Below are 24587 nucleotides of genomic sequence, written 5' to 3'. Positions count from 1 at the left end.
TCCTGTATCGATGGTGGTGTGTGGCGGCCGCGCTAAGGACTAGTCTCCAAAGGCGCTATTGTGCGCAGCGCTCCAACCAGACCTCCAGACCCTGCACGTTGAGGCCGATGTCCGGCCCAAGCAGCTCGCGACGACGATCGCTATCGCTGTCGACGCCGTGTTCGTCGAGACGACGGTAAAGGTAGGCCGTCATCTCGCCTTGCAGACGCCTGGTGCGATCGGTGGCGTCGGCGTGAGCCTTGGCGAGGGCGACGAAGCCATCGAGGCAAACGTGCAGATCCCGCGCCAGGCGCTCGACCTCCGCCACGCGCGAGTAGTGCGTGAGGAACATGGCGTGGGGGCGGTAGGCGAGCAGTCGATCGATCGACGCGTGCGCCGCCGGGGGGTCGAAGTGGACGGGTGTGGTGGTGGGGAAGATGAAAGGCCCGTTCGTCGTATCCAGTTCTCGATAAGACACGCCGAAGGTGTCACCCGTGAAGATAGCCTGCGCTGCATGGTCCACGAGACAGTAGTGGTGGCGGGCGTGACCTTCCGTGTGGATGGCTTCCAGATCTCGCTGGCCAAGACGGAATCGCTCCCCATCGCCCGCGACGTGCACGCGAGCCTCGGGGATCGGTGCGATGTCGCCGTACATCCGTCGGAAAGGCTCCTCGCCGTAGACGGCGACACTTCCCGCGATGAGCTTCACCGGGTCGATCAGGTGGCGGGCGCCACGCGGATGCAGCACTACCTTGGCGTTTGGCAGGGACGGCAACAGGGCGCCCGCTCCGCCCGCATGATCGAGGTGAACGTGGGTGACGAACACGTACTCGACCTTGTCGGGATCTATCGCGAGCTCGCTGAGCGCCTCCAGGATATGAGCCACCGAGTGGCCGGTCCCCGTATCCACGATCGCCGCGCGCTCACCGTCGGCGACCACGTGCACCGCGTCGAAGCCCACCCTGATCAGGGCGGAGTCGACTGCGGTGATGCCGTGCGCGTAGCGCGTAAGCGAGGCCATGGCCCTAGCTCAGCGCTTGACGGTCGCCAGTCCGTCTTGCTGCTTCGAGAAGTATGCCGCCAGCGCTTTGATCGTGTCGTCGTCCAGGTTCCCCGCGAACCCCGCCATGATGGCGTTGCTGCGCTCCCCGGAGCGATAGCGCTTGAGGGAAAACTCGAGGTAGTCCGCATGCTGCCCAGCCAGGGAGGGGAAGTTCGGCGCGATCGCCTTGCCGTTCGGGCCGTGGCACGCGGAGCAAGCGGCAGCGGCAGCCGGGGCCTCGCCCTTCGCCTCGCTACTCACTTCAGTGGTGGTGCTCAGGTAGCTGGCGATGGCACGCATGTCGTCTGTGGAGAGCGACGAGGCCTGGGCGTGCATGGTCTCGTGCTTGCGCGCGCCGTTCTTGTACGCCGTCAGGGCGTCGACGATGTACTGCTCGCTCTGGCCCCCGAGCATCGGCACCTTGTAGGTGGGGTAGTTATTCTTGTACCCCGGGATGCCGTGGCAACCCAGGCAAGTCTCAAACAGCAGCTCGCCTTTGGACGAATCAGCAGCCGCGCCTTGAAACACCCCCATAGATAGCGCAGCCGCGGTCGCCAAAGCGACCGGCCTCATCACTGCCAGCATGGATCCTCCCGCATAAAAAGTCTCAGAAATCTAATCGATTAGCCGCTTTGCGTGGCATCTAGATTGAAGCCAGCGGTGCACTCGGCGTCCCTGCGGCGTCTAACGAGACGTATGGTATATCATCCCAAAATTTGGCGTCCATGCGGCTAGCCGAAACGCCGACTGGTACCGCCTCCAGGAGCCGATCGATGCGACAACCACCTCACCGTCGGCGAGCCTTGCCGGCACTCATCGCGACGCTGATCGGGGCCCTCCTAGCGCCCCTTGTATCGGCCGCCCAGCACGACCGTATGGAGGGCACGCCCATGGTCCAACGACAGGTATCTGTGACCGGCAGCGCCACGCTGGAGGCCGATCCGGATCACGCTCTAGTCCGCCTCGGCGTGGCCGAGTCGCGCCCGAGTGCCGAGCAGGCGCGCGACGCGGTAGCTAAAGTAGTTGGCGCGTTTCGAGAGCTGTGTCGGGGCTTAGGCGTAGAGGCTCAGGATGTCTCCACAACTGGCGTGCGCATCTACCCAGAGTACGCGCGACAAACCCGCGGGGCCTCTGACGAAGGGCCACGGATTGTCGGGTACCGCGTCTCGCGGGAACTGGTGGTAGTCCTACGCGACTTGGAGCAGCTCGGGCCACTGATCGAGCGCAGCATCGCCTTAGGCGCCAACCAGGCGTCGCCGCCGCGCTTCGCCGTCACCGACGAGGCTCGTTTTCAGCGCGAGGCGTTGAAGCTTGCTGCGTTGGATGCGCGCGCCCGTGCCGAGGTACTGGCGAGCACCCTCGATGCCAAGTTAGGGGCGGTGCGCGACATCGCGACCGACGATGCCGCCGTGCGGCCCCCGGTCGAACGCTACTCCCGCTCGCGCCTCGCTGCGGCGGCAGGGCCGAGCTCCGGTGAGGAGACCTATGAGCCGGGCCAGATCAGCATTGACGTGCGCGTGCGCGCCACCTTCGATCTGATCACCGAATAGGAAGCCTTGCCGCGTAGGGTCACTCGAGCGCGTCTGCCAACTCCTGCAGAAGGGTGGCGTCTTCTGGCGCTACCCTCGAGCCGTAGCGCGAGATGACCTGGCCGTCGCGGCCAATCAGGAACTTCTCAAAGTTCCAGCGGATATCACCCGTTTGGCCCTGGGCGTCGTCCGTGAGCCAGGCGTAGAGCGGGTGGCGATCGGTGCCATTGACCTCGATCTTCTCGCTCAATGGAAAGGTGACGTTGTAGTTGACCCGACAGAAGTCTGCGATCTCCTCCGGCGAGCCAGGCTCCTGAGCCCCGAACTGATTGCAGGGGAAACCGATGATCAGAAACTCCTGATCGTTGAGCTCCTCGAACAATGCTTGCAAGCCATCGTACTGAGAGGTGAAGCCGCACTGGCTGGCCACATTGACGGCCAGCACTACCTTGCCCTCGGCCTTGGCGAGCAGATTCATACTGCCATCCAGGGCTGAGATCTCGAAATCGTGAAAACGCATGGAAGCTCCTAGTCCTCGAGTTAGCTTGCGTGACGCTTGAGGTGCACCAGCAATAGGGAAATTGCCGCGGGCGTGACCCCCGCCAGGCGCGCGGCTTGGCCGACCGTGTGGGGTCGAGCTTGGGTGAGCTTCTGGCACACCTCAACGCTTAGGCCGCGCACAGCTGAGTAGTCCAGGGTAACGGGTAGGGTCGTATTCTCGGCAGCACGCTGGCGCTCGATATCAAGCTGTTGACGAGCGATGTAGCCCTCGTAGCGCGCGTTCACTTCGAGCGCGAAGGCGACGTCTTCCTCATCCACACCCGGGCCCACTTCGGCCAAACGCATCAAGCCGGCGTAGGTCACGCCAGGACGCTTGAGCGCTTCCATGGCGTGCAACTCTCGAGATGGCACGTCACCAAACACATCTGCTAGCGTAGTCGGGTCCTGCGCATCCGGGCGAATGAGCAATCCCTCGAGACGTCGTCCCTCGAGCTCAATCCGCTCACGCCGGCTTTCAAAGTGCGCCCACCGCTCGTCGTTCACAACACCGAGCTCACGCCCGATCGGTGTCAAGCGAAGATCAGCATTGTCCTCGCGCAGGAGCAAGCGGTGCTCTGCGCGGCTGGTGAACATACGGTACGGTTCGCTCGTACCGCGGGTGGTTAGGTCATCGATGAGCACGCCAATATAGCCTTGGTCGCGCCGCGGGAACCAGGAGGCTTCGCCGCGGGCCTCGCGCGCTGCGTTAAGGCCGGCCACCAGACCCTGGGCGGCAGCCTCTTCGTAGCCTGTCGTGCCATTGATCTGACCGGCGAAGTACAGACCTGAAACAGCTTGTGTGGCGAGCGAGGGCGCCAGGTCTCGTGGATCGAAGTAGTCGTACTCAATCGCGTAGCCCGGGCGCGTGATGTGGGCATTTCTAAAGCCAGGGATGGACTGCACTAGCGCTAGCTGTACATCGAAGGGCAAGGACGTGGAGATCCCGTTCGGGTAGACCTCGCTGGTGGTCAGACCCTCGGGCTCGACGAAGATCTGATGCGAGTCCCGATCAGCGAAACGCACCACTTTGTCTTCGACCGAGGGGCAATAGCGCGGGCCGACCCCATCGATGGCTCCGCTGAAGATAGGGGAGCGATCAAGGGCGCCGCGGATGATGTCGTGAGTGTGCTCCGTCGTGCGTGTGATGTGACAGGCAACTTGCGTGGGGTGATCGGCGCGGCTACCAAGGTAAGAGAACACGGGGCGCGGCTCGTCACCGGGCTGGGGCGTAAGCTGGCCGTAGTCGATCGTGTCGCCGTCCAGACGCGGCGGCGTGCCGGTCTTGAGGCGGCCGGTGCGAAACGCCAGCTCGCGCAGGCGCGCGGCAAGGCGGTTGGCCGGCGCATCCCCCGCCCGACCGCCGCCCTGTTGGGCCTCGCCAACGTGGATTTTGCCTGCGAGAAAGGTGCCTGCGGTCAGGACGACGCAGCGAGCTCGGATCCGGATGCCGAGCGCTGTTACCACACCGACCACACGCTCGCCTTCCATCAGCACGTCGTCGACGCCCTGCTGGAGGATCGACAGGTCGGCCTGAGCCTGCAGAGCTTGGCGTATCGCCTCCCGATACAGCACGCGATCCGCCTGGGCGCGAGTCGCCCGCACTGCAGGGCCCTTGCGCGCATTTAGCGTGCGGAAGTGAATTCCCGCCCGATCGGCCGCCTGCGCCATTGCCCCCCCGAGGGCATCGACCTCGCGCGCCAGGTGCCCCTTGCCGATCCCGCCGATGGACGGGTTGCAGCTCATCTGACCCAAGGTGTCAACGTTGTGGGTCACCAGAAGTGTTGACGCACCACTTCGGGCGGCCGCAAGGGCCGCCTCCGTACCCGCGTGCCCACCGCCGATCACTAAAACGCCGTATTCAGTTGGGTATCGCATGGCGCGCAGTGTAGCGGTTCGCAGGCGTTTTTTTGACCACCTAGCGCCCTCACGACCCAGGTAGCGGTCACCACCGCTCGCCCCGTGTAAGGTTTCGCCGCAACCTTTGACTATCGACCCAAACGGCCGCCTACTCCGCTACCGCTATCTCGAATGGGAGTGCCATGAGACCTCGTGCAATCCACGGGCGACGTCGAGTTCGTATCGAGCGTCGTTCCCTCGCTGCTCTGCTACTGGCCACCGTCGCCAGCGTGGCATCGGCCGAGGACACCGCGTCGACCTCCGCCACCGATGTCGCCTTTGAGGATTGCCTCATCAGCGACACGGCCAAGCTGCGCCGACAGGCCGCTCGCTGCACACGCATTGAGCAGCCGGAAGATCCGCAACTGCCCGGAGGCAAGCAGGTCAGTCTAAAAGTAGCCGTTATTCCGGCCCTAACGCCAACCCCTGCCGATGATGCTTTGACGGTCATCGCCGGCGGGCCTGGAGCCGCCTCCACCGAGTTCTACGTCAGCTTCGCCAGTGCCTTCGAGCAAGTCCGCCGACGCCGCGACATCGTCCTCGTCGACCAACGCGGCACGGGAGATTCGAACCGCCTCGATTGCGACTTCAGTGAGATCGATGAGACCGATGTGGACGACGAACAGATGCTCGTGCTCACCCGCGAGTGCTTAAGGACACTGCCCCACGACCCGCGCTTCTACACCACCAGTATCGCCGTCGACGATCTCGATGCGGTGCGAGATGCCCTTGGCTACACGGCCCTCAACGTCTACGGCGCCTCCTACGGCACCCGCGTGGCGCTGCACTACCTGCGCCAATACCCGCAGCACACGCGGACCGTGATCCTCGATGGCGTGGTGCCGATGCAGATTCCTATCGCGCCGGAGATCGCCCTCGACGCCCAAACGGCGTTGAACCGGCTCATCAGTCGGTGCGAAGACGAGCCGTCCTGCGCCGAGCGCTTCACCAACCTGCAAGAGAAGTTCACCCAGGTTCAGGCCAAGCTGGCGCTGCAGTCGATCGCGGTGGACCTAGATGATCCATTCACCGGTGAGCCGATCACGATCGACATAGGGGTTGCGCACCTACGCGCTGCCATTCGCCTCCTGAGCTACTCACCTACCGGCACATCGCTGATTCCACTGATCATCGAACAGGCCGCTGAAGGCAACTACCAGCCTCTCGCGGCACAGGCGCAGATGGTGATGTCCTCCCTCGATGAGTCGCTGAGCTACGGCATGCACAACGCGGTGGCCTGCACGGAAGACGCGCCCTACTTCGACGAGTTCATCGCCCGCGAGCTATCCCTGGAGCAGATCGAAGGGACCTACCTCGGCAGTGACCAGCACGAGGGCCTCGCCACGATGTGCAGCGTGTGGCCTCGCGGGGTTATCGACGATGGGTTCAAAGAGGCGGTGATGAGCGATCACCCCGTCCTCATCCTATCCGGTGAAGCAGATCCGATCACGCCGCCACGCAACGCAGAGCGAACGATTGGACCGGACGGGGCCTTCCTATCGAACGCCCTGCATATCGTTGCCAAAGGTCAGGGTCACGGCATCGCCGCCAGTGGCTGCCTACCGCGCTTGATCGGTCGGTTCGTCACGGACCAGAGCCACGAGGAATTGGACACGAGCTGCGTCGAGCGCCTGGCGCCGACCGCGTTTTTCCTCGACTTCTCCGCCACGGCTCCCTAGAGGTTCCCATGTTAGAGGCTACCCAGCTGCACAAGACCTTCCCCGGAGTCGTGGCCGTGGATGACGTCAGTTTCACCGCACGCGACGGCGCCGTCACGGGCCTCTTGGGCCCTAACGGCGCGGGCAAATCGACTACCCTGCGGATGCTCTACGCTCAGCTCAATCCCGATCGCGGCCAAGCGCTAGTGGACCAAATCGACGTGCACCGTGAACCCCTGCGCGCCCGCGCACGGTTAGGGGTGCTTCCACACCAGTCCGGCCTGTACAAGCAGCTTACGGCACGCGAGAACATTCGATACTTCGGCCAGCTTCACGGCATGAACGGCAAGGGCCTTGCGCATCGGGTCGATGAGCTGATCGAGATGCTCGACTTGGGGCAAGTCGCCGACCGTCGCACGGACGGCTTTAGCCAGGGTGAAAGGACTAAGGTGGGGCTCGCCCGTGCCATGGTGCACAACCCCGCCAACTTGCTCCTGGATGAACCTACCAATGGCCTCGACGTGATGGCCACGCGTGCCATGCGTGAGCTAATCCGCCGGTTTCGCGACGAAGGCCGCTGCGTCGTGTTCTCCAGCCACATCATGCAGGAAGTCAGTGCCCTGTGTGATGAGGTGGTCATCGTCAGCGGCGGTAAGGTGGCGGCATCGGGTACGCCAGGCGCGCTTCTGGAGACCTTGGGGGGCAACACCTTCGAGGAAGCGTTCGTGAACGCCCTCGGCAGCGGCGAGGGGCTGATGTAATGTTGATGCGTACCGCTTGGATCGTCTTTCTCAAAGAGTGCCTGGACAACCTTAGGGACCGTCGCACGCTCGCCTCCGCGCTTCTCATGGGGCCGCTGCTCGGTCCGCTCATGTTCGGGGGCATGATCAGCATTTCCCTCGATCGGGCCGTCGAACAAACGCAGAGCACGCTAGAGATCGCTACCCAGGGTGGCCACCAGGCGCCCAACCTCGTCGCTTGGTTGGCCCAGCACAACATCACCACTGTTCCTGTAGAGGGAGATCCACGAGAGCTTGTACGGTCTGGCGAGAGAGAACTGGTGTTGGTGGTCAGTGAAGACTACGCCCGGCGCCTGCGCGAGGGGATGCCCGCCACCCTGACCTTAGTTGCCGACTCGGCGGACTCCGCGGCCTCACGCCACGTCGCACGGGTTCAGTCAGCGGTGGGCACCTATCGAAAAAGTTTGGTGCAGCGGCGACTGATGGTGCGCGGCGTTAGTCCCCTGGTGCTGGTGCCGGTGAACTTACAGAGCGATGATGTCGCTACGCCAACCGGTCGATCTGTCGCCATGCTCGGGATGGTCACCTACTTCCTTATCTTTGCTACCCTGTTCGGCGGCATGTACCTGGCGATCGACACCACCGCGGGCGAGCGAGAGCGTAAGTCCCTCGAACCGCTGCTGAGCTTGCCTGTGCCGCGCAGCGGGCTGGTGATCGGGAAGTTGGCCGCCACGTCTGTCTTCGCCGTGGTGTCGCTCACCGTCTCGTTGATCGCCTTTTCCCTCGCGGTGCCCCTCATTCCCCTCGATCAGGTCGGCATGGTGGCCGACTTCGGGCCCCGGGTGGTGGCGGGGCTGCTGCTGGTCATGTTGCCCTTTGCTCTGTTCGGCGCCAGCTTGCTCACGCTGGTGGCGAGCTTCACCCGTACCTACCGCGAGGCGCAGACCTACGTATCCTTGATGATGCTGGTGCCCACTTTCCCGATCGTCTTCGCCTTTATCTACGGGGTACGACCCACCGCCCTGCTGACGGCAGTGCCAAGTCTCGGGCAACACCTGCTGATGACGGAGCTGATCAAGGGCGAGGCGCTGAACTTCGCGCTCTTGGGCATCTCATGGGCATCGACGCTCGCTCTGGCGGGCGTGCTCGCCTGGGTCGCCTATCGCTTCTATCAACGTGAGAGTATCGTCGGCTAGGGCACTACTTGCCGATGCAAAAGCGCGAGAAGATCTCCCCGAGGAGGTCTTCTCGCGTGATCTCACCAGTGATCTCCATCAGCGCCCCGTGGGCGACACGCAGCTCCTCCGCCACGAGCTCGGCATCGCCCGCCCGCCACTGACCCTCGATGCGCGCCAAGGCTTCAGCGGTACGATCGAGCGCCTCGACATGGCGCGTACGGGCGGACAAGGCATCACCTGCGGTTGTCGCATCGAGATCCGCACCCGCCACTGCACGCAAATAGGCGCGGAGGTGATCGAGACCTTCGCCAGTCTGCGCAGAAAGCTGCAAGGTGGCCTCGATAGGACCGCCTTCGAAGCGCTCCAAGCGGGGCGGCGCGCCGGTCAAGTCGATTTTGTTGTGCACGATCGCGACGGGAAGATTCGTCGGCCAAGGCGGAGGCGTGGGAAGCGGGGCGGTAGGGGCCGCCGCGGAGAGCTGTGAGATGTCCACGATGTAAAGTACGCGATCGGCCCTAGCCATGGCGGCGTGCGCCCGTGCGATGCCGACCTTCTCTACGGCCTCATCCGTCTCGCGCAATCCCGCCGTGTCCATCACGTGTACCGGCAGACCATCGAGGTCGAGAGTCTCGCGTAGGAGGTCGCGGGTGGTTCCGGGCGTGTCGGTCACGATCGCTACCTCATCGTCTGCGAGCGCATTCATGAGGCTAGACTTGCCCGCATTGGGCGGCCCGGCCAGCACCACGGTCAGGCCCTCCCGAAGGGCGCGTCCTGCCACGCAGCGCGCACGCAGCGCGCGCAGGCCATCGTGAAGGCGGACCAGGCCTTCGGCGAGGGGTGCTTGGTTGTCGCGGGAGACATCATCTTCGTCGTCGAAGTCGATGGTCGCCTCGCACCACGCGCGCAAGCGCAGGAGCTCCTCGCCAAGGGCGGTAACGTCGCGTGAGAGCTGTCCTTGCAGGGATCGGGTCGCCGCGCGGGCAGCACCCACCGTGCTAGCGGCGATCAGGTCCGCTACCGCTTCAGCCTGGGATAGGTCGAGTTTGCTGTTGAGGAAGGCACGCTGGCTGAACTCGCCGGCACGGGCGTGGCGGGCGCCAGCGGCAAGCAGGGCACGCAACAGCTGGTCGAGCGCGCGGGGAGATCCGTGCCCATGACACTCAACCACATCCTCCCCCGTGAATGACGCCGGCGCCTGGAAGTACACGACGAGCCCCGAGTCTAGGGGATGACCAGCCGCATCGACGAAGGTAACCCACTGCATTTCACGCGGGGGAAAGGAGGGAGCACCTCCACGCTGGCGCGAGACTCGACTAGCAATCACCCGCGCCTGCGGACCAGACAAACGCAGGACGCCGACGCCGCCACGTCCTGGCGGTGTGGCCAACGCAACGATCGTATCGCCCGATATCAGCGCGTCCCTGCTCACGGACTGAGACGGTAGTTAGCCGCTGCTGGCACCCTCCACCACCTTGTTGATTCGCCACTGCTGAGCCGCGGTAAGTACGTTGTTCACCAACCAATACAGGACGAGACCGGAAGGGAAGAAGGCGAAGAAAAACGTAAACACGATGGGCAGGAGCTGGAAGATGCGGGCCTGCACCGGATCGGTCGGCGGCGGGTTCATCTTCTGCTGCACGAACATGCTAATACCCATCAGCACCGGTAGCACGAAGAACGGATCTCGCGCCGAAAGGTCCTGCAGCCACAGCATGAACGGGGCCTGACGCAGCTCCACACTCTCCAGCAATACCCAGTACAGGGCGATGAATACGGGCATCTGCACGAGCAGGGGCAAGCACCCAGCCGCCGGATTTACCTTCTCTTTCTTGTACAGCTCCATCATCTTCTGATTCAGCTGCATTCGGTCGTCCTTGTAGCGCTCCTGTAGCTGCTTCATGCGCGGTGCAACCTTGCGCATTTTGGCCATGGAGAAACCGGCCTGCTCAGACAGCTTATAGAAGAGCGCTTTTATCAAGATGGTGAGGAAGATGATCGACCAGCCCCAGTTGCCGATCAGGCTGTGGATCTTATCCAGCACCCAGTAGAGGGGCTGGGCGAAGATCTTGAAGAAGCCGTAGTCGACTGCCAGGGGCAGGCGAGGGGACACATCGCGCAGTTGCTCTTGCAGCTTCGGACCCACGTAGAGTCGTTGCTTGAAAGTGACCGTTTCGCCGGGTGCCACATCGTAGAGCTGGGCCGCGATAGCATTTTGCGTCACGATGCCGGCATCGTTGATGTTCGCAACGAAACGAGTCGGCGTCTGCGCTGGCGGCACCACCGCGCCAATAAAGTGGTGCTGAATCGAGGCGAACCATCCGTCCGACGCGGTAGTGTCCAAGCTCTCCTTGCGTAACGCCTTTGGCTTGAGCTTCTCGTACTTCCCGCCGTCGTAGACCACAGCGCCGCGGTAGGAAAAGGACTCCACATCGGTCATCGACCGCTTATTGGGCGGCTGGCGGCGGCGTATCTGCAGGTAGGGCGAACCGCGCCAGGCCTCGCTGCCTTCGTTGGTGACCGTCTGCTCGATGTCGATCTCATAGCTGCCGCGGCGGAAGACGTAGGTCTTGGTGGAACGCAGATCACCTGCGCTCCAGGTGAAGGGCACGCGCAGCTCGTCCTGGTCGTCAGCAAGTACGAAGGTCTCTGCCGTGCTTGCAAAGGGCTCGCGATGGGTGGGCTGCGCTTCGTCGCCCACACCGCGAACGCCAGAGTTGATCACATAAAGCTGCGAGGCGGTGGCATCGTCTAGGAGGGTAACCGGCGCTGGGTTATTGGCACTGACGCGGTAAGCGGACAGGACCGCCCGGCGCAGGCTAGCGCCGAGGGAGCCCAGGTCTATTTCGAAGACGTCGGTCTCTACGCGAACGCGGGCGCCCGTGTCGGCGGCCGGGGACACCGTCGGCACCATGCTTGTGCCGCTGTCCGGTGCGGTTGGCAGGTCGCCATCGTGGTCGAGGACAACGGCGGGCGGTAGCTCACCGCTGCTCTCGCTAGGCCCCTGCACTACCGAGGGTTGGGCGGCACTCGGGGCCGGACGGGGCGCGTAATCCTGCATCCAGGCTTGCCAGATCAGCATCATGACGAAGGCCAGGGCCAGCCACAGGAATAGACGTTGTTGCTCCATGAATCTCGCTTACAAATATGGGTTGCGACGGGCCGACGCTAACGGATTAGAGTCGGGTCGCGGGGGGCTCGTGGCATGCGCAGGAATCACCGCAGCGAGCCACATCATTGTCAGTAGGTTGGGCTTCCGGGAGCGGATCATACCCGCCCGCGTGCCAGGGGTGGCACTTTGCCAGCCGTTTGACGGTGAGTTCCCCGGCCTTTGCCAGAGGGTAGCGCTCGAGGGCTTCCAATGCGTAGGCGGAGCAGGTTGGGTAGAAGCGGCAGCTGCGAGGCAGAAAGGGGCTGATCAGCAGCTGGTAGCAACGGATGAAAAAGCGAATCAGGCTTCGCATTTTCGCACTAGGCGACGCCAATGCCGTGAGAGGCTCTCGCGCATCGCCGTCCCTTCGAGGTTGGCACTGGGGCCCTTAGCGATGACTACGAAGTCGGCGGGCGGCAGATTCCGATACACCTGTCGAAAGGACTCCCGCACCTGGCGCTTAATGCGGTTGCGCACCGTGGCTCGGCGAGCCGTCTTGCGAGATACGGCCAGCCCGAGGCGGGCTCCGGGTGCGTCGTTTGGGCACGCGAGCACGGTGAAGTGGGCGTCGCGGGAGCGCACACCTTGCTTGAAGACTCTATCGAAGGCTCGCTTGGCGGTGAGCCGGTGCTCACGCGGAAACGCGTAGGCGGCGGCCACTTACTTAGGGGCAGAGCCGTTTGCGGCCCTTGGCGCGACGGCGCTTCAGCACGTCCCGACCGGACTTCGTGGCCATCCTGGCGCGGAAACCGTGGGTACGAGCCCGACGCAGATTGCTCGGCTGGTAAGTGCGTTTCATGAGGTTTTTCCGTCGTCGACGCGCAGGCCCGGACCGAGCCGCAGAGAGCCGCGAATCGTAATGAGCGCGCTGCGGCGTGTCAAGCGATCGCACCGGGGGGAAGTGCTGGCGGCACCTCCGTCACTCCGGTTAGTATCGTCGGTCCCCCCGCCCGGGACGGCAGACGTTCACGCACGGAGTCGAGGAACACGTGGCCCACATCTGGGATCGCGCCGTCGAGGCGTTGGAAGGCTTGGTCTCTCAGCAGGATCTGAACCTGATCCGCCCCCTCCATGCGCGCGAGGCAGCCGACGGCCTGCTGCTCCTACTCGCGCCCAACAGTTACGTCATGCAGGAGATCCGCGACTCCTCGTTAATGAGCGAGATAGAGCGAGTCGTGGGCAAGGTGTCCGAAGGCGGCGTGTCGCAGGTGCGCCTACAAGTGGGCAGTGTAGAGCGTCCGGACCAGGCGTCTGCGGCAGAAGACACCGAGAGTCGGCGCAGACTCGCTCCTATCGAACCGCCCAAAGACATCAATGGGGCGGGCGGGGTGCAGATCGCGGGCAGCCGCCTCAATCCAGACTACACCTTCGACAAATTCGTCGAGGGCAAGAGCAACCAGCTCGCGCGCGCCGCCGCCATGCAAATCTCGCAGAACCCTGGGCGCGCCTACAATCCTCTTTTCATCTACGGCGGCGTCGGCCTCGGCAAGACGCACCTGATGCACAGCGTGGGCAACGCCATGGCGGCTCGTTCGGGCGCGCGCGTGGCATACGTTCACTCGGCAGACTTCGTGTCGGACATGGTGCATGCCCTTCAGCACAACCGCATCAATGAGTTTAAGCAGGCCTATCGGTCGCTTGACGCCTTGTTGATTGACGATATCCAGTTTTTCGCAGGCAAGGAGCGCTCTCAGGAGGAGTTCTTCCACACCTTCAACGCCCTGCTCGAGGGCCAACGACAGGTGATCCTGACCAGCGACCGCTACCCGAAGGACGTCGATGGTCTAGAAGAGCGCCTATCGTCTCGCTTCGGTTCCGGACTTACGGTAGCGATCGAACCACCGGAACTGGAGACCAGCGTGGCCATCCTCAAATCCAAGGCCGTGTCGGCGGGCGTGCAGCTGCCCCAAGACGTGGCTTTCATGATCGCCCAGGCCATGCGCTCGAACGTGCGCGAGCTCGAAGGTGCGCTTCGACGGCTGCTCGCCACCGCTCAGCTCACCGGCCAGCCGATCACCCTGGAGTTCGCTGAGCACTCGCTAAAGGACATCATCCGCCACCACGATCGCAACGTGACGATCGAGCAGATCCAGAAGACCGTGGCGGACTACTACTCCGTTCGCGTCGCCGACCTGCTATCGAAGAGCCGCTCGCGTTCCGTCACTCGCCCACGTCAGATCGCGATGGCCCTCACCAAGGAGCTTACCGGGCACAGCCTGCCGGAGATAGGCGACGCTTTCGGCGGCCGCGACCACACCACGGTGATTCACGCGGTACGGAAGGTGGACGAGCTACGCCGCTCGGATCAGCGGATCCAGCAGGACTTTGACAAGCTGTGTAGAACCCTAACGCGATGATGTGGATAAGTCAGGAGGGGGATTTTCATCCCCACACCTCCACAGAGAACCCACAGCCCATCAGCTGCTTCTCAACGCACCGAGTGGAACAGTAAGTGGCTGAAAATAATAGAGAAATATCACTTATCCACGAGTTGGTTCCCGCTTAATAATCAACACAGTAATCTATATATAGATCTCTTATTTCTATTACACCGGTGGAAGGACGAACCAGCGCATGAAACTGACGACAGAACGCGAGGTACTGCTCGCTCCGCTTCAGAAGGTGATCGGAGCAGTCGAGCGACGTCAGACCATGCCGATCCTGGCCAACGTACTGCTGGTCGTGGAGTCAGATCGTTTGTCGGTGACCGCCACTGATCTCGAGGTGGAGTTGTCGGCGAGCGTCGAGGTCGCGGCGGACGAGACAGGGGAGGTCACCGTACCGGGCCGCAAGTTTCTGGATATCTGCAAGGCACTTCCCGATGGGGCGAAAGTTACCCTGTCCAGATCTGGCGATAAGGTCACCGTGAAATCCGGACGCTCCCGATTCACGCTGTCATGCCTGGAGGCCTCGGAGTTTCCAGTGGTCGACGAAGTGGACGGACAGCTGAGTCTCGCCCTGTCATGCGCGGAACTGTCTCGCCTTATCGAGAAGACGCAGTTCTCCATGGCTCAACAAGATGTGCGCTACTTCCTGAACGGCCTCCTGCTAGAGATGAAGGAGGGCACCATGCGTGCCGTGGCTACGGACGGCCACCGCTTGTCTATGTCCCAAATGCCATTGCCAGAGGCGGCTGATGCTTCCGTGCAGGTCATCGTGCCACGCAAGGGTGTACTTGAACTTCAGCGACTGCTCCCAAGCGAAGGAGAAGCACGGGTGACCGTAGGGGCCAATCACATCATGGTGTCACTCGACGGCGGCACGCGATTTACATCGAAGCTGATCGACGGTCGCTTCCCGGACTACGAGAAAGTAGTGCCCGCCACTGTGAGCAACCAGCTCGACACGGACAAGGCGGAACTCATGCAGGCCTTGCGCCGGGCATCGATCCTCTCGAATGAAAAGTACCGGGGAATTCGCCTAGAACTCGCCGAGAATCGCCTGATTATCCAAGCCCATAACCCCGAACAGGAAGAGGCTGAGGAAGAGATGGAGGTCGAGTACGGCGGTGCAGGCATGGCGATCGGCTTCAACGTGACCTATCTGATTGACGCCTTGGGGGCTGTGGACGGCGAAACCGTAACCCTGCGTCTCAATGATCCAAGTTCCAGCTGCCTGGTCACTGGTAGCGACGCCGATCAGAGCAAGTACGTTGTGATGCCCATGCGGCTGTAGGCCGCACCACCGGTCTCCCACTATGCTCGAACGCCTGGGCGGCGTGCATTTCCGCTGCCTGCGCGACCTCAAGCTCGACTTCTCTCCGGGCACCAACGTCCTCTATGGCGATAATGGCGCTGGCAAGACCAGCGTCCTCGAGGCTATCTACCTTCTCGGTCGCGCTCGTTCCTTTCGTTCGTCCAGCTTGAACCACCTGGTGACTAAAGAGCACACGGGGCTAGCGGTGCGTGGAACGCTGATTGCTGGCGATGGAGCTCAGCGCCAGCTCGGCGTGAAATGGCTGGATGGGCGCACGTTGGGCCAGGTTGATGGGCGCGATGCGGACGGTTTGACCGAGCTGGCCCGGCTGTTTCCCGTAGAAATCATTGATACACAGGTTCAGGAGCTGGTTCGAGGTGGACCTGGCGTGCGACGCCGCTTCCTCGATTGGGGTGTGTTTCACGTGAAACACCCGTTCCTTGATGCCTGGCGCCGCTACCAGCGGGCCCTGCGTCAACGCAACGCAGGGCTGAAGGAAGGGGTTGCGGGTACTGTGCTCTCCGCATGGGAGGCCGAAATGGCCTTACACGGTACGTTACTGAGCGAGGCTCGCCGACAATACGTGGCTGAACTGTCAGAAGGTCTGGACGACGTGGTGGCAGACTTGCTTGGGCTGCCGATCAACTTGCAGTACATGCAGGGCTGGTCGAGTGCCATGAGCCTTGAGGAGGCCCTTCTGCGCTCGCAGGAACGGGATCGGGCTCGGGGAATGACGGGTGTGGGCCCTCATCGGGCAGATCTGGAGATCCAAGTCGACGATCAATTGGCTCGTGACCACGCCTCAGGGGGGCAGCAGAAGCTTGTGGCCTGCGCGCTAGTGCTAGGGCAAGTTCGTTTAGTGGGGGAGACGCTCGGTTCCCCGCCAGTGCTCCTAATCGATGACCCTGGCGCCGAGGTTACTGATTCTCGACTAAACCGTCTCCTCGACTGGACCCTGTTGTTGTGCGAGCAGCGCTTTGTGACGGGATTATCCCGGGGCGTTATCGATACCGCGGCGGAAGCGGTGTTTCACGTGGAACATGGGCGTGTGACACGCGTAAAATAGAGCTTTGGTTTTCCTCCGAAGGACTCTATGACCTACGACGCTAATAGCATCAAGGTGCTCAAAGGGCTCGACGCAGTTCGTAAGCGCCCCGGCATGTACATCGGCGATACGGACGACGGCACTGGACTGCACCATATGGTGTTCGAGGTCGTAGATAACTCCGTCGACGAAGCGCTTGCGGGCTATTGCTCCCGCATCGAAGTGCGCATCCACGAAGACCAGTCTGTGACCGTCTCTGACGACGGCCGCGGAATACCCGTTGACGCTCACGAGGAGGGGAAGTCTGCCGCTGAAGTCATCATGACCGTGCTGCACGCCGGCGGTAAGTTCGACGATAACTCCTACAAGGTCTCGGGCGGCCTGCATGGCGTGGGCGTTTCCGTAGTGAACGCGCTTTCCGAGGAGCTGACGCTCACGATTCATCGCGGCGGCAAGATCCACCACCAGGTGTACAAGCTAGGCGAGCCTCAGACTGCCTTAGAGGTACTCGGCGATACGCAGCAGACAGGAACGACCGTTCGTTTCAAACCCAGCCCTGAGATGTTCTCGAACATAGACTTTCACTACGAAGTGCTAGCGAAGCGCCTGCGGGAGCTCTCATTCCTCAACTCCGGCGTGCGCATCGAACTGATCGACGAACGCAGCGATCGCCGGGACGTGTACGAGTACGTGGGCGGCATTCGAGCCTTTGTAGAACACTTGAACGCGAAGAAATCGCCGATCCACGGCACAGTTCTGCACCTTGCCGAGGAGCGAGACGGCATTGGTGTAGAAGCCGCTTTGCAATGGAACGACTCCTATCAAGAAGCCACTTTTTGCTACACCAACAATATCCCCCAGCGTGACGGCGGCACGCATATGGCGGGTTTCCGCAGCGCCCTCACCCGGACACTAAACGCGTACATCGAAGCTGAGGGTTTAGCCAAGCGAGAGAAGGTGGCGACCAGCGGCGACGACGCCCGCGAAGGCCTCACCGCAGTTCTGTCGGTGAAAGTACCAGACCCGAAGTTCTCCTCACAGACCAAGGAGAAGCTGGTGTCCTCCGAGGTCAAGCCGGCGGTGGAGTCGGTCCTAGCTAATCGTTTGTCGATCTTCTTGCAGGAGAACCCAACCGAGGCCAAGGCCATCGTTCGCAAGATGATCGATGCTGCCCGCGCCCGCGAGGCGGCGCGGAAGGCGCGCGAGATGACGCGCCGCAAAAATGTCCTCGACGTAGCTGGTCTGCCCGGCAAGCTGGCCGATTGTCAGGAGCGAGACCCTGCCCTGTCTGAGCTATTCCTGGTGGAGGGCGATTCGGCCGGCGGCTCCGCCAAGCAGGGACGCGATCGACGAACGCAGGCGATCCTGCCCCTCAAGGGCAAGATTCTGAATGTCGAAAAAGCTAGGTTTGACAAGATGTTATCCTCGGCGGAGGTGGGTACCTTGATCACCGCCCTTGGCACTGGCATAGGTCGTGAGGACTACGATCCGGACAAGCTCCGCTACCACCGCATCATCATCATGACGGACGCCGATGTGGACGGCTCCCACATCCGCACGCTACTGCTCACCTTCTTCTATCGCCAGATGCCCGAGCTCATCGAGCGTGGTCATATCTACATCGCCCAGCCGCCCCTGTACAAGATCAAGCGCGGCAAGCAGGAGGTGTACGTGAAGGACGATGCGGAGCTGAACCAACACTTGCTCGCTATCGCCATTGACAATGCGCGCCTGCGCGTCACCGCGGATGCGCCGGCGATCGCTGGGCCCGCTCTCGAGTCGCTAGCGCGTAAGTACATGGAGGTCGATGCGATCATCAACCGCTGGTCCTCCCGCTACGATGAGAATGTGCTGCGCGCCATGCTCGAGCTGCCGGAGCTGGCAACCGGGGCTGACCTAACTGTTGCGATGACTGAGTGGGCGCAGCGCCTCGAGCGAAAGCTGGCAGACGGTCCGGTGAACGGCCCGGAGTACAGCTTTCGCGTCGAGACTGCAGAGGACGGCAACCCTACGATCACCTTCGAGCGTCGCTACCACGGCGTTGTGATGGAGAAGAATCTTCGCAGCGGCTTTTTCAACACGCCTGAATACAAGCGAATATCATTATTAGGTAACGAGCTCAACGAACTTATCGGCGACGGTGCCTACGTGGAGCGCGGCGAGCAACGTCAGAGCATTGGCCAGTTCGCCGATGCGATGGTGTGGCTGATGGATCAGGCCAAGCGCGGCCAGTCCATCCAACGCTACAAGGGCCTCGGTGAGATGAACCCGGACCAGCTCTGGGACACCACCATGAACACGGAGACCCGGCGCTTGATGCAGGTGCGCATCGAAGACGCGGTAGGGGCTGATGAGATCTTTACCACCCTGATGGGCGATGAGGTGGAGCCACGGCGCGACTTCATCGAGCGTAACGCGCTCTCCGCCACCGTCGACATCTAGCCAGTCAGTGCGCCGCCGCGTCTCTCTACGCGGCGGCAGAGTCGTCCGCGTTCTTGTTGCTGCGCGCGCGTTGTGGTTGTTGGGCTACGGGGTCAAGGAGCTTTTGCTCCTGCTCTATCCAAGTTCGCGCGGCCTCCAGAACCTCTGCAGGCGTCTTCCCTCGCGGGTCGATCGACGGCCCGATCGACATGGTGATGGTGCCGGGTACCTTGAGCACCGTACCGGACATCCAGTGCGAGCCGGCGTTGTGCGCGACCGGCACCACAGGTACGCCAGCGCTCACCGCCAGGTGCGCACCGCCAGCGCGGTAGCGCTTGGGTTCTCCTGGCTTGACCCGAGTGCCCTCGGGGAACACTACTACCCACAGGCCCTCGCGCAAGCGAGTCGTTCCATTTTCGACCACCCCGTGAAGGCCAGACCTTCCGGCTCCATCCTTGCCGCGAGCAACGGGGATGGGCTTTAGGGTGCGCAGGGCCCATCCGAAGAAAGGCACGGCCAGGAGCTCGCGCTTGAGAACCCAACACTGGGGCGGGAGGATGCTCAGCTGCGCCAGGGTCTCCCAAGCTGACTGATGCTTGGTCATGACCACCGCCGGTGAGGTTGGTAACCAGGCGCGCCCATGCACCTCATGCTGGATGCCGCATAGCCATCGCAGGGAAAACAGCGCGGTTTGAGTCCATGCGCGGGCGATGGTGTAGGAGTATCTCCAGCGTGCCTGCCTAGACATGGGGATTAGGGCGCCTAGCAAGATCGGTGGCGCGAACAGCAGCACGGTGACCACCAGCGAGCACTGAAAACATGCCGAGCGCAGCCAGTACCACCAATAGCGCCAGGGCCCGAGATTCGCCTTCAGCTGCTGCGCCCGCATCGGGGCCCTCAGCTTGCTGATTGAAGCAAGGAGATATCGCCGATTTGGCTGAACAGCGCGCGCAGTTCGCTCAACAAGGCCAGTCGGTTCATGCGCACCGCATCGTCCTCAGACATCACCATCACTTGGTCGAAAAATCCATCCACGGGTTCGCGAAGGCTCGCGAGGCGAGTCATGGCTCGAGCGTAGCGAGCGCTGTCTAGGTCGGCCTGCACCTGGTCGCGGCACTCCACAAGAGCCTCGTGGAGTGCGCGTTCCGCAGGCTCGCTAAGGCGCGTCGGATCTACTGGGGCATCGATCGTCGCGTCAGCCTTGCGCAGGATGTTTGAGATGCGCTTGTTGGCCGCCGCCAGGGCAGAGGACGCTTCCAGCTTCGCGAAGCTCTGAATTGCCGCCATCCGCCGGTCGAAGTCGTAGGGGCGGGGCGGCCGCACGGCGAGCACCGCTTCGAATACGCTGCGCGCTCCCACGGCCGTGTCCGAACCACCTGCGCCTCGCTCATCGCCGCCCAGGTAGTAACTGCGTAAGCGGTCGTAAAGGAAGTCCTCCACTTCCGTGACTACCTTTGCATCACCGTCCTCGCCTCGCACGGGCTGCAATGACGCGGCGCGCGCGAGCAAGGCGCGTAGATCCAGGTTGAGCTCACCCTCGATAAGAATGCGAAGGACACCGAGGGCGGCGCGGCGCAGACCGAAGGGATCCTTATTACCCGTAGGACGCGCTCCGATTGCAAAGCTGCCAACGAGAGTGTCAAGGCGGTCCGCGATCGCCAGTGCCCGGCCCGCGCCACTCGCGGGCAGCGTGTCGCCTGCAAAGCGTGGCAAGTACTGCTGGGCAATCGCGTCGGCCACCGCGTCCGATTCCCCGTCGCGCCGGGCGTAGTGTCCGCCCATGACGCCTTGCAGCTCCGGGAACTCACCGACCATATCCGTTAACAAATCGGTCTTCGCGAGTTGGGCACCGCGCTCCGCGGCGTCGGTGGGCTCCCCGAGTGCGGCGGCACAGGCGGTGGCGAGTTCGGTGATTCTCTGCGTCTTCTCGGCCAGCGTCCCAAGCTTTCGCTGGTACACCACCGAGGCGAGATCCTCACGCCGCGACGCCAGCGTGCGTGCTCCATCGGCCTGCCAGAAGAACGCGGCATCGGCGAGGCGGGGCGACACCACTCGCTCGTTGCCTCGCCTTACCTCCTGAGGAGCTTTGCTCTTAAGGTTGGCGATGGTGATGAAGGCGCTCCGAAGGGTGCCATCCGAGTCAGTCAGTGGGAAGTACCTCTGGTGCTCCTGCAAGGTGGCGATGATCACCTCACGGGGCAGTGCCAGGTACTGCTCATCGAAGGTCGCGAGGACGGGCACCGGCAGCTCGACTAGCGCCGTCACCTCGTCCAAGAGGTCCGGATCTACCAGGGCCTCAGCGCCTGCTTCGTGCGCCGTCACCCCAATCGCCTGACGGATTTGTTCACGTCTTTCATTGATGTCTGCAACGACATAAGCCTCGGCGAGGGCATCCTCGTAGCCGTTGGCAGTTGCTAGCTCAACACCCTCGGCAGGACCATGGAAGCGATGACCCCAGGTGCGACGACCCGCTGCACAGCCCAGTACCTCGCACGGCACGACCTGATCGTCGAGCATCACCACCAACCACCTCACGGGCCGAGAGAAGGCGTGCTCTGTGGATCCCCAACGCATGCGTCGCGGCACGGTGATGCCATCCACCACGGCTGGCAACACTTCGCTGATGACCTCCCCGGCGGTGCGCCCCGGTTCGCTGGCGCGATGGACAAGCCACTCGCCTTTCGGTGTCTCGATGCGCTGCAGCTCATCGACGCGAACACCGCAGCCGCCAGCGAACTTCATCGCGGCCTTGCTCGGCGCCCCATCCGCGTCGAAGGCGACTTTGACCGGTGGTCCACGCTTCTCGATCTCCCGATCCGGCTGACGCTCGGCGAGGCCGTCTACGAGCACCGCGAGCCGTCTGGGAGTAGCGAAGCGCTGGATACGCTCGTAGGTGAGGCGCGCCTCCTGCAGGCTTTCGCCAAGGCGGCTTTGCAGACCTTGCGCCATGGACTCGAGTGCACCCGGCGGCAGCTCTTCGGCGCCGATCTCGACCAGGAGGCTGCTCATCGGCCAGCCCTCTGCTGACACATAGGAAACCCGATCGTCTCCCGACTACGGAAATAGCACTCGGCCACCGCCTTGGCCATGTTGCGCACGCGGAGGATGAAGCGTTGGCGCTCGGTTACCGAAATGGCGTGGCGGGCATCCAGGAGATTGAAACTGTGGGAGGCGGCCAGCACTTGCTCGTAGGCAGGATAGGTGAGGTCGCGAGCGATGAGCCCCTCGCACTCCCGCTCGCAGGCATCGAAGTCCGCAAACAAGCGTTCCGTATCCGCCTCCTCGAAGTTGAACACCGACTGCTCGCGTTCGCTTTGGCGGTAAACGTCGGCGTAGGTGATTGGCCCCGAGGGGCTCTCTACCCAGACCAGGTCAAACAAGTCTTCGACGCCCTGCAGGTACATGGCGATGCGCTCTAGCCCGTAGGTGATCTCGGCCGACACGGGGCGGCAGTCCAACCCGCCTACCTGCTGGAAGTAGGTGAACTGGGTGACTTCCATACCGTTTAGCCAAACCTCCCAACCGAGGCCCCATGCTCCGAGGGTCGGCGATTCCCAGTTGTCCTCGACGAAGCGAATGTCGTGCACCAAGGGGTCCAGGCCGAGGGCACGCAGGGAGCCGAGGTACCGCTCCAGGATGTCCTTGGGCGAGGGTTTGATGAGCACCTGAAACTGATAGTAGTGCTGGAGGCGGAAGGGATTCTCCGCGTAGCGCCCATCCGTAGGGCGTCGGCTCGGTTGCACGTAGGCTGCCGCCCAGGGCTCTGGACCTATCGCGCGCAGGAACGTAGCTGGGTGGAACGTGCCGGCGCCCATCTGCTGGTCGTAGGGCTGCAGGACTGCGCAGCCCTGGGATCCCCAGTACTCCTGCAGTGCAAAGATCAGCTCCTGAAAGGTCTGCGGTGTGCTCATCGGTAGTGTCTGAGGTGTGGAAAAGGCGGTCCGAGGAACGCCCATTGCTGCCATGCGGCAAGGTTTCGCTGGCCGCGCAGTATAGCGGACCTATACGCGCTCGCGCCGCCTGCGATTCGGCGGTGTATCCTGAGGCTGCACCAATATAGAGCAGCCGTGCACCATTGTAGCCGCCCGCGGTTGGGGTGGGCGCATCGGCGAAGTGCGTTCTTGCCTCTTTTGGAGCTCCCTATTGGTGGCATGACCATTGCAGCGCCGTGTGACCCGGATCACATGACCGCCGTCAACGGCCCGACCTTTGTTGGGTAGGCAGGCCGGACGAATTCATCAACTAACAAACAACGCCAAGCTTGGAGAGCGATGATGACAAGCCCTGCTGAGGTGCTCGGACTAATCAAGGAACGTGAAGTGGCATTTGTGGACCTGCGCTTCACCGACACACGCGGTAAGGAGCAGCATGTCACGGTGCCTGCGAGCACGATCGACGAGGACTTCTTCGACGAAGGCAAGATGTTCGACGGCTCCTCGATAAACGGTTGGAAGGGCATCAATGAGTCCGACATGGTCCTCATGCCCGATCCGGGCACGGCGGTGGTGGACGTGTTCACGGAAGAGACCACGGTCAACATCACGTGCGATGTGTGGGAGCCCTCCACTATGCAGGGGTACAACCGCGATCCTCGCTCGCTCGCTCGCCGAACGGAGGAGTACCTAAAGTCCACGGGCATCGCCGACACCGCCTACTTCGGCCCGGAGAACGAATTTTTCGTATTCGACAGTGCACGCTGGGACGTGCAGATGCGCGGCGCCAGCTACTCGATCGACAGCCAGGAGGCCGTTTGGACCTCCGGCGACGACTACGATGGCAACAACATAGGCCACCGCCCCGGCGTGAAGGGAGGCTACTTTCCCGTGCCGCCGGTCGACTCGCTCCACGACGTTCGCTCGGCCATGTGTCGCGCCCTCGAAGAGATGGGCTTGCCCACGGAAGTTCACCACCACGAGGTGGCCACGGCCGGTCAGTGTGAGATCGGCGTGCGCTTCAACACCCTGATCAAAAAGGCCGACGAGGTTCAGATCCTCAAGTACACGGTGATGAACGTCGCCCATGTCTACGGCAAGACAGCGACCTTCATGCCAAAACCCCTGGTCGGCGACAACGGCAACGGTATGCACGTACACCAGAGCCTTTCCAAGGACGGCAACAACCTGTTCTCTGGTGATCGCTACGGTGGTCTGTCGGAGACAGCACTCTTCTACATCGGCGGACTGATCAAGCACGCGCGCGCCATCAACGCCTTCGCTAACCCGGCGACAAACAGCTACAAGCGACTGGTACCGGGCTTTGAAGCCCCCGTGATGCTAGCGTACTCGGCTCGTAACCGTTCTGCATCGATCCGCATTCCCTTCGTCTCCAGCCCGAAGGCGCGGCGAATCGAGGTGCGCTTTCCAGACTCCATGGCAAACCCCTACTTCGCCTTCTCAGCGATGGTCATGGCAGGTCTGGATGGCATTCAAAACAAGATCCACCCGGGCGATGCGCTGGATAAGGACCTCTACGACCTGCCTCCGGAAGAGGCCGCGGGCATCCCCACGGTGGCCTCGTCCCTGGAGCAGGCCTTGGAGGCACTGGATAGCGATCGGGACTTCTTACGTGCCGGGGGCGTTTTCGACGATGACATGATCGATGCCTACATCGGGCTCAAGTCTGAGGATGTGGAACGTCTGAACATGACCACGCATCCGGTGGAATTCGCGATGTACTACAGTCTCTAAGGCGCCTGCGGCACGGGCGGCTCGTGCT

At 62.6% G+C, this 24587-nt stretch carries 21 protein-coding genes; 9 read left to right on the top strand and 12 right to left on the bottom strand.

What is annotated here, in order from left to right; genetic code table 11:
• Positions 1 to 55 precede the first annotated feature (55 nt).
• Together AAGA68_03475 and AAGA68_03470 are read right to left on the bottom strand one after the other, a co-directional pair.
• Positions 56 to 1000: an MBL fold metallo-hydrolase gene (locus tag AAGA68_03475; protein MEM9384094.1), complete on the bottom strand. Its 945-nt coding sequence runs from the start codon at positions 998 to 1000 to the stop codon at positions 56 to 58.
• A 9-nt stretch (positions 1001 to 1009) separates the two neighbouring features.
• Positions 1010 to 1606 carry a cytochrome c gene (locus tag AAGA68_03470; protein ID MEM9384093.1) on the bottom strand — a complete coding sequence of 199 codons (597 nt, stop codon included), beginning with the start codon at positions 1604 to 1606 and terminating at the stop codon, positions 1010 to 1012.
• Between the two features lie 188 nt (positions 1607 to 1794).
• Between AAGA68_03470 and AAGA68_03465 the strand changes: the two genes are divergently transcribed.
• Positions 1795 to 2571: an SIMPL domain-containing protein gene (locus AAGA68_03465; protein MEM9384092.1), complete on the top strand. Its 777-nt coding sequence runs from the start codon at positions 1795 to 1797 to the stop codon at positions 2569 to 2571.
• 19 nt (positions 2572 to 2590) lie between these two features.
• Here the strand turns inward: AAGA68_03465 and AAGA68_03460 are convergent, their stop codons facing one another.
• Entirely contained in the window at positions 2591 to 3070 is a 480-nt protein-coding gene (locus AAGA68_03460; GenBank protein MEM9384091.1) for a glutathione peroxidase, read from the bottom strand.
• A gap of 20 nt (positions 3071 to 3090) precedes the next feature.
• Positions 3091 to 4965 (bottom strand): tRNA uridine-5-carboxymethylaminomethyl(34) synthesis enzyme MnmG, encoded by a 1875-nt coding sequence (gene mnmG / locus AAGA68_03455; GenBank protein MEM9384090.1) that lies wholly within the window; start codon positions 4963 to 4965, stop codon positions 3091 to 3093.
• A gap of 164 nt (positions 4966 to 5129) precedes the next feature.
• Between mnmG and AAGA68_03450 the strand changes: the two genes are divergently transcribed.
• Genes AAGA68_03450 through AAGA68_03440 form a run of 3 tightly spaced genes read left to right on the top strand, consistent with a single transcriptional unit; the run spans position 5130 to position 8580 of the window.
• The gene (locus AAGA68_03450; protein ID MEM9384089.1) at positions 5130 to 6665 is read left to right on the top strand and encodes an alpha/beta fold hydrolase; all 1536 of its coding nucleotides are present in this window, start codon (positions 5130 to 5132) and stop codon (positions 6663 to 6665) included.
• Between the two features lie 8 nt (positions 6666 to 6673).
• Positions 6674 to 7405 carry an ATP-binding cassette domain-containing protein gene (locus AAGA68_03445; GenBank protein ID MEM9384088.1) on the top strand — a complete coding sequence of 244 codons (732 nt, stop codon included), beginning with the start codon at positions 6674 to 6676 and terminating at the stop codon, positions 7403 to 7405.
• Positions 7405 to 8580 carry an ABC transporter permease gene (locus tag AAGA68_03440; GenBank protein MEM9384087.1) on the top strand — a complete coding sequence of 392 codons (1176 nt, stop codon included), beginning with the start codon at positions 7405 to 7407 and terminating at the stop codon, positions 8578 to 8580. The genes AAGA68_03445 and AAGA68_03440 overlap by 1 nt, the downstream gene beginning before the upstream one ends.
• A gap of 4 nt (positions 8581 to 8584) precedes the next feature.
• Here AAGA68_03440 and mnmE read toward each other — a convergent pair whose 3' ends face one another.
• The 5 genes from mnmE to rpmH are packed head-to-tail and all read right to left on the bottom strand — an operon-like array spanning position 8585 to position 12509.
• Positions 8585 to 9991, bottom strand: a complete 1407-nt coding sequence (mnmE, locus tag AAGA68_03435) for a tRNA uridine-5-carboxymethylaminomethyl(34) synthesis GTPase MnmE (protein ID MEM9384086.1) — start codon at positions 9989 to 9991, stop codon at positions 8585 to 8587.
• 15 nt (positions 9992 to 10006) lie between these two features.
• A complete protein-coding gene (gene yidC, locus AAGA68_03430) occupies positions 10007 to 11689 on the bottom strand; it encodes a membrane protein insertase YidC (GenBank protein ID MEM9384085.1) in 1683 nt (560 codons plus the stop codon).
• A gap of 46 nt (positions 11690 to 11735) precedes the next feature.
• Entirely contained in the window at positions 11736 to 12023 is a 288-nt protein-coding gene (gene yidD, locus AAGA68_03425) for a membrane protein insertion efficiency factor YidD (protein ID MEM9384084.1), read from the bottom strand.
• On the bottom strand, positions 12011 to 12370 hold the full coding sequence (gene rnpA / locus AAGA68_03420) for a ribonuclease P protein component (GenBank protein ID MEM9384083.1): 360 nt from the start codon (positions 12368 to 12370) through the stop codon (positions 12011 to 12013). The genes yidD and rnpA overlap by 13 nt, the downstream gene beginning before the upstream one ends.
• 4 nt (positions 12371 to 12374) lie before the next feature.
• Positions 12375 to 12509 (bottom strand): 50S ribosomal protein L34, encoded by a 135-nt coding sequence (rpmH, locus tag AAGA68_03415; protein ID MEM9384082.1) that lies wholly within the window; start codon positions 12507 to 12509, stop codon positions 12375 to 12377.
• 190 nt (positions 12510 to 12699) lie between these two features.
• Here rpmH and dnaA point away from each other — a divergent pair, with 190 nt between their 5' ends.
• The 4 genes from dnaA (at position 12700) to gyrB (ending at position 18893) form a co-directional block, all read left to right on the top strand.
• On the top strand, positions 12700 to 14067 hold the full coding sequence (dnaA, locus tag AAGA68_03410) for a chromosomal replication initiator protein DnaA (GenBank protein MEM9384081.1): 1368 nt from the start codon (positions 12700 to 12702) through the stop codon (positions 14065 to 14067).
• A 217-nt stretch (positions 14068 to 14284) separates the two neighbouring features.
• Positions 14285 to 15385, top strand: a complete 1101-nt coding sequence (gene dnaN, locus AAGA68_03405; protein ID MEM9384080.1) for a DNA polymerase III subunit beta — start codon at positions 14285 to 14287, stop codon at positions 15383 to 15385.
• Positions 15386 to 15407: 22 nt separating this feature from the next.
• Positions 15408 to 16472 carry a DNA replication/repair protein RecF gene (gene recF, locus AAGA68_03400; protein ID MEM9384079.1) on the top strand — a complete coding sequence of 355 codons (1065 nt, stop codon included), beginning with the start codon at positions 15408 to 15410 and terminating at the stop codon, positions 16470 to 16472.
• A gap of 27 nt (positions 16473 to 16499) precedes the next feature.
• Positions 16500 to 18893 carry a DNA topoisomerase (ATP-hydrolyzing) subunit B gene (gene gyrB, locus AAGA68_03395; GenBank protein ID MEM9384078.1) on the top strand — a complete coding sequence of 798 codons (2394 nt, stop codon included), beginning with the start codon at positions 16500 to 16502 and terminating at the stop codon, positions 18891 to 18893.
• A 25-nt stretch (positions 18894 to 18918) separates the two neighbouring features.
• Here gyrB and AAGA68_03390 read toward each other — a convergent pair whose 3' ends face one another.
• Genes AAGA68_03390 through glyQ form a run of 3 tightly spaced genes read right to left on the bottom strand, consistent with a single transcriptional unit; the run spans position 18919 to position 22783 of the window.
• The gene (locus tag AAGA68_03390) at positions 18919 to 19761 is read right to left on the bottom strand and encodes a lysophospholipid acyltransferase family protein (GenBank protein MEM9384077.1); all 843 of its coding nucleotides are present in this window, start codon (positions 19759 to 19761) and stop codon (positions 18919 to 18921) included.
• A gap of 8 nt (positions 19762 to 19769) precedes the next feature.
• Positions 19770 to 21881, bottom strand: coding sequence for a glycine--tRNA ligase subunit beta (gene glyS / locus AAGA68_03385; protein MEM9384076.1), 2112 nt, complete (start codon positions 21879 to 21881; stop codon positions 19770 to 19772).
• Positions 21878 to 22783, bottom strand: coding sequence for a glycine--tRNA ligase subunit alpha (gene glyQ / locus AAGA68_03380; protein MEM9384075.1), 906 nt, complete (start codon positions 22781 to 22783; stop codon positions 21878 to 21880). Before glyQ ends, glyS begins: the two co-directional genes overlap by 4 nt.
• Before the next feature lie 363 nt (positions 22784 to 23146).
• Here glyQ and glnA point away from each other — a divergent pair, with 363 nt between their 5' ends.
• Entirely contained in the window at positions 23147 to 24559 is a 1413-nt protein-coding gene (gene glnA, locus AAGA68_03375; GenBank protein MEM9384074.1) for a glutamate--ammonia ligase, read from the top strand.
• The last annotated feature ends 28 nt before the right edge of the window (positions 24560 to 24587 follow it).

Source organism: Pseudomonadota bacterium (assembly GCA_039193195.1).
GTDB lineage: Bacteria > Pseudomonadota > Gammaproteobacteria > Steroidobacterales > JBCBZW01 > JBCBZW01.
Note: the sequence above shows the minus strand (reverse complement) of the source record. Positions and strands in the feature narration are given on the sequence as shown.

Coding starts and splice junctions, on each gene's coding strand:
- AAGA68_03460 (MEM9384091.1), bottom strand. CDS start 3,070: ATGCGTTTTCACGATTTCGAGATCTCAGCCCTGGATGGCAGTATGAAT.
- recF (MEM9384079.1), top strand. CDS start 15,408: ATGCTCGAACGCCTGGGCGGCGTGCATTTCCGCTGCCTGCGCGACCTC.
- AAGA68_03440 (MEM9384087.1), top strand. CDS start 7,405: ATGTTGATGCGTACCGCTTGGATCGTCTTTCTCAAAGAGTGCCTGGAC.
- AAGA68_03450 (MEM9384089.1), top strand. CDS start 5,130: ATGAGACCTCGTGCAATCCACGGGCGACGTCGAGTTCGTATCGAGCGT.
- glyQ (MEM9384075.1), bottom strand. CDS start 22,783: ATGAGCACACCGCAGACCTTTCAGGAGCTGATCTTTGCACTGCAGGAG.
- AAGA68_03390 (MEM9384077.1), bottom strand. CDS start 19,761: ATGCGGGCGCAGCAGCTGAAGGCGAATCTCGGGCCCTGGCGCTATTGG.
- AAGA68_03445 (MEM9384088.1), top strand. CDS start 6,674: ATGTTAGAGGCTACCCAGCTGCACAAGACCTTCCCCGGAGTCGTGGCC.
- glyS (MEM9384076.1), bottom strand. CDS start 21,881: ATGAGCAGCCTCCTGGTCGAGATCGGCGCCGAAGAGCTGCCGCCGGGT.
- AAGA68_03465 (MEM9384092.1), top strand. CDS start 1,795: ATGCGACAACCACCTCACCGTCGGCGAGCCTTGCCGGCACTCATCGCG.
- yidD (MEM9384084.1), bottom strand. CDS start 12,023: ATGCGAAGCCTGATTCGCTTTTTCATCCGTTGCTACCAGCTGCTGATC.
- rpmH (MEM9384082.1), bottom strand. CDS start 12,509: ATGAAACGCACTTACCAGCCGAGCAATCTGCGTCGGGCTCGTACCCAC.
- gyrB (MEM9384078.1), top strand. CDS start 16,500: ATGACCTACGACGCTAATAGCATCAAGGTGCTCAAAGGGCTCGACGCA.
- AAGA68_03470 (MEM9384093.1), bottom strand. CDS start 1,606: ATGCTGGCAGTGATGAGGCCGGTCGCTTTGGCGACCGCGGCTGCGCTA.
- dnaN (MEM9384080.1), top strand. CDS start 14,285: ATGAAACTGACGACAGAACGCGAGGTACTGCTCGCTCCGCTTCAGAAG.
- mnmG (MEM9384090.1), bottom strand. CDS start 4,965: ATGCGATACCCAACTGAATACGGCGTTTTAGTGATCGGCGGTGGGCAC.
- AAGA68_03475 (MEM9384094.1), bottom strand. CDS start 1,000: ATGGCCTCGCTTACGCGCTACGCGCACGGCATCACCGCAGTCGACTCC.
- glnA (MEM9384074.1), top strand. CDS start 23,147: ATGACAAGCCCTGCTGAGGTGCTCGGACTAATCAAGGAACGTGAAGTG.
- yidC (MEM9384085.1), bottom strand. CDS start 11,689: ATGGAGCAACAACGTCTATTCCTGTGGCTGGCCCTGGCCTTCGTCATG.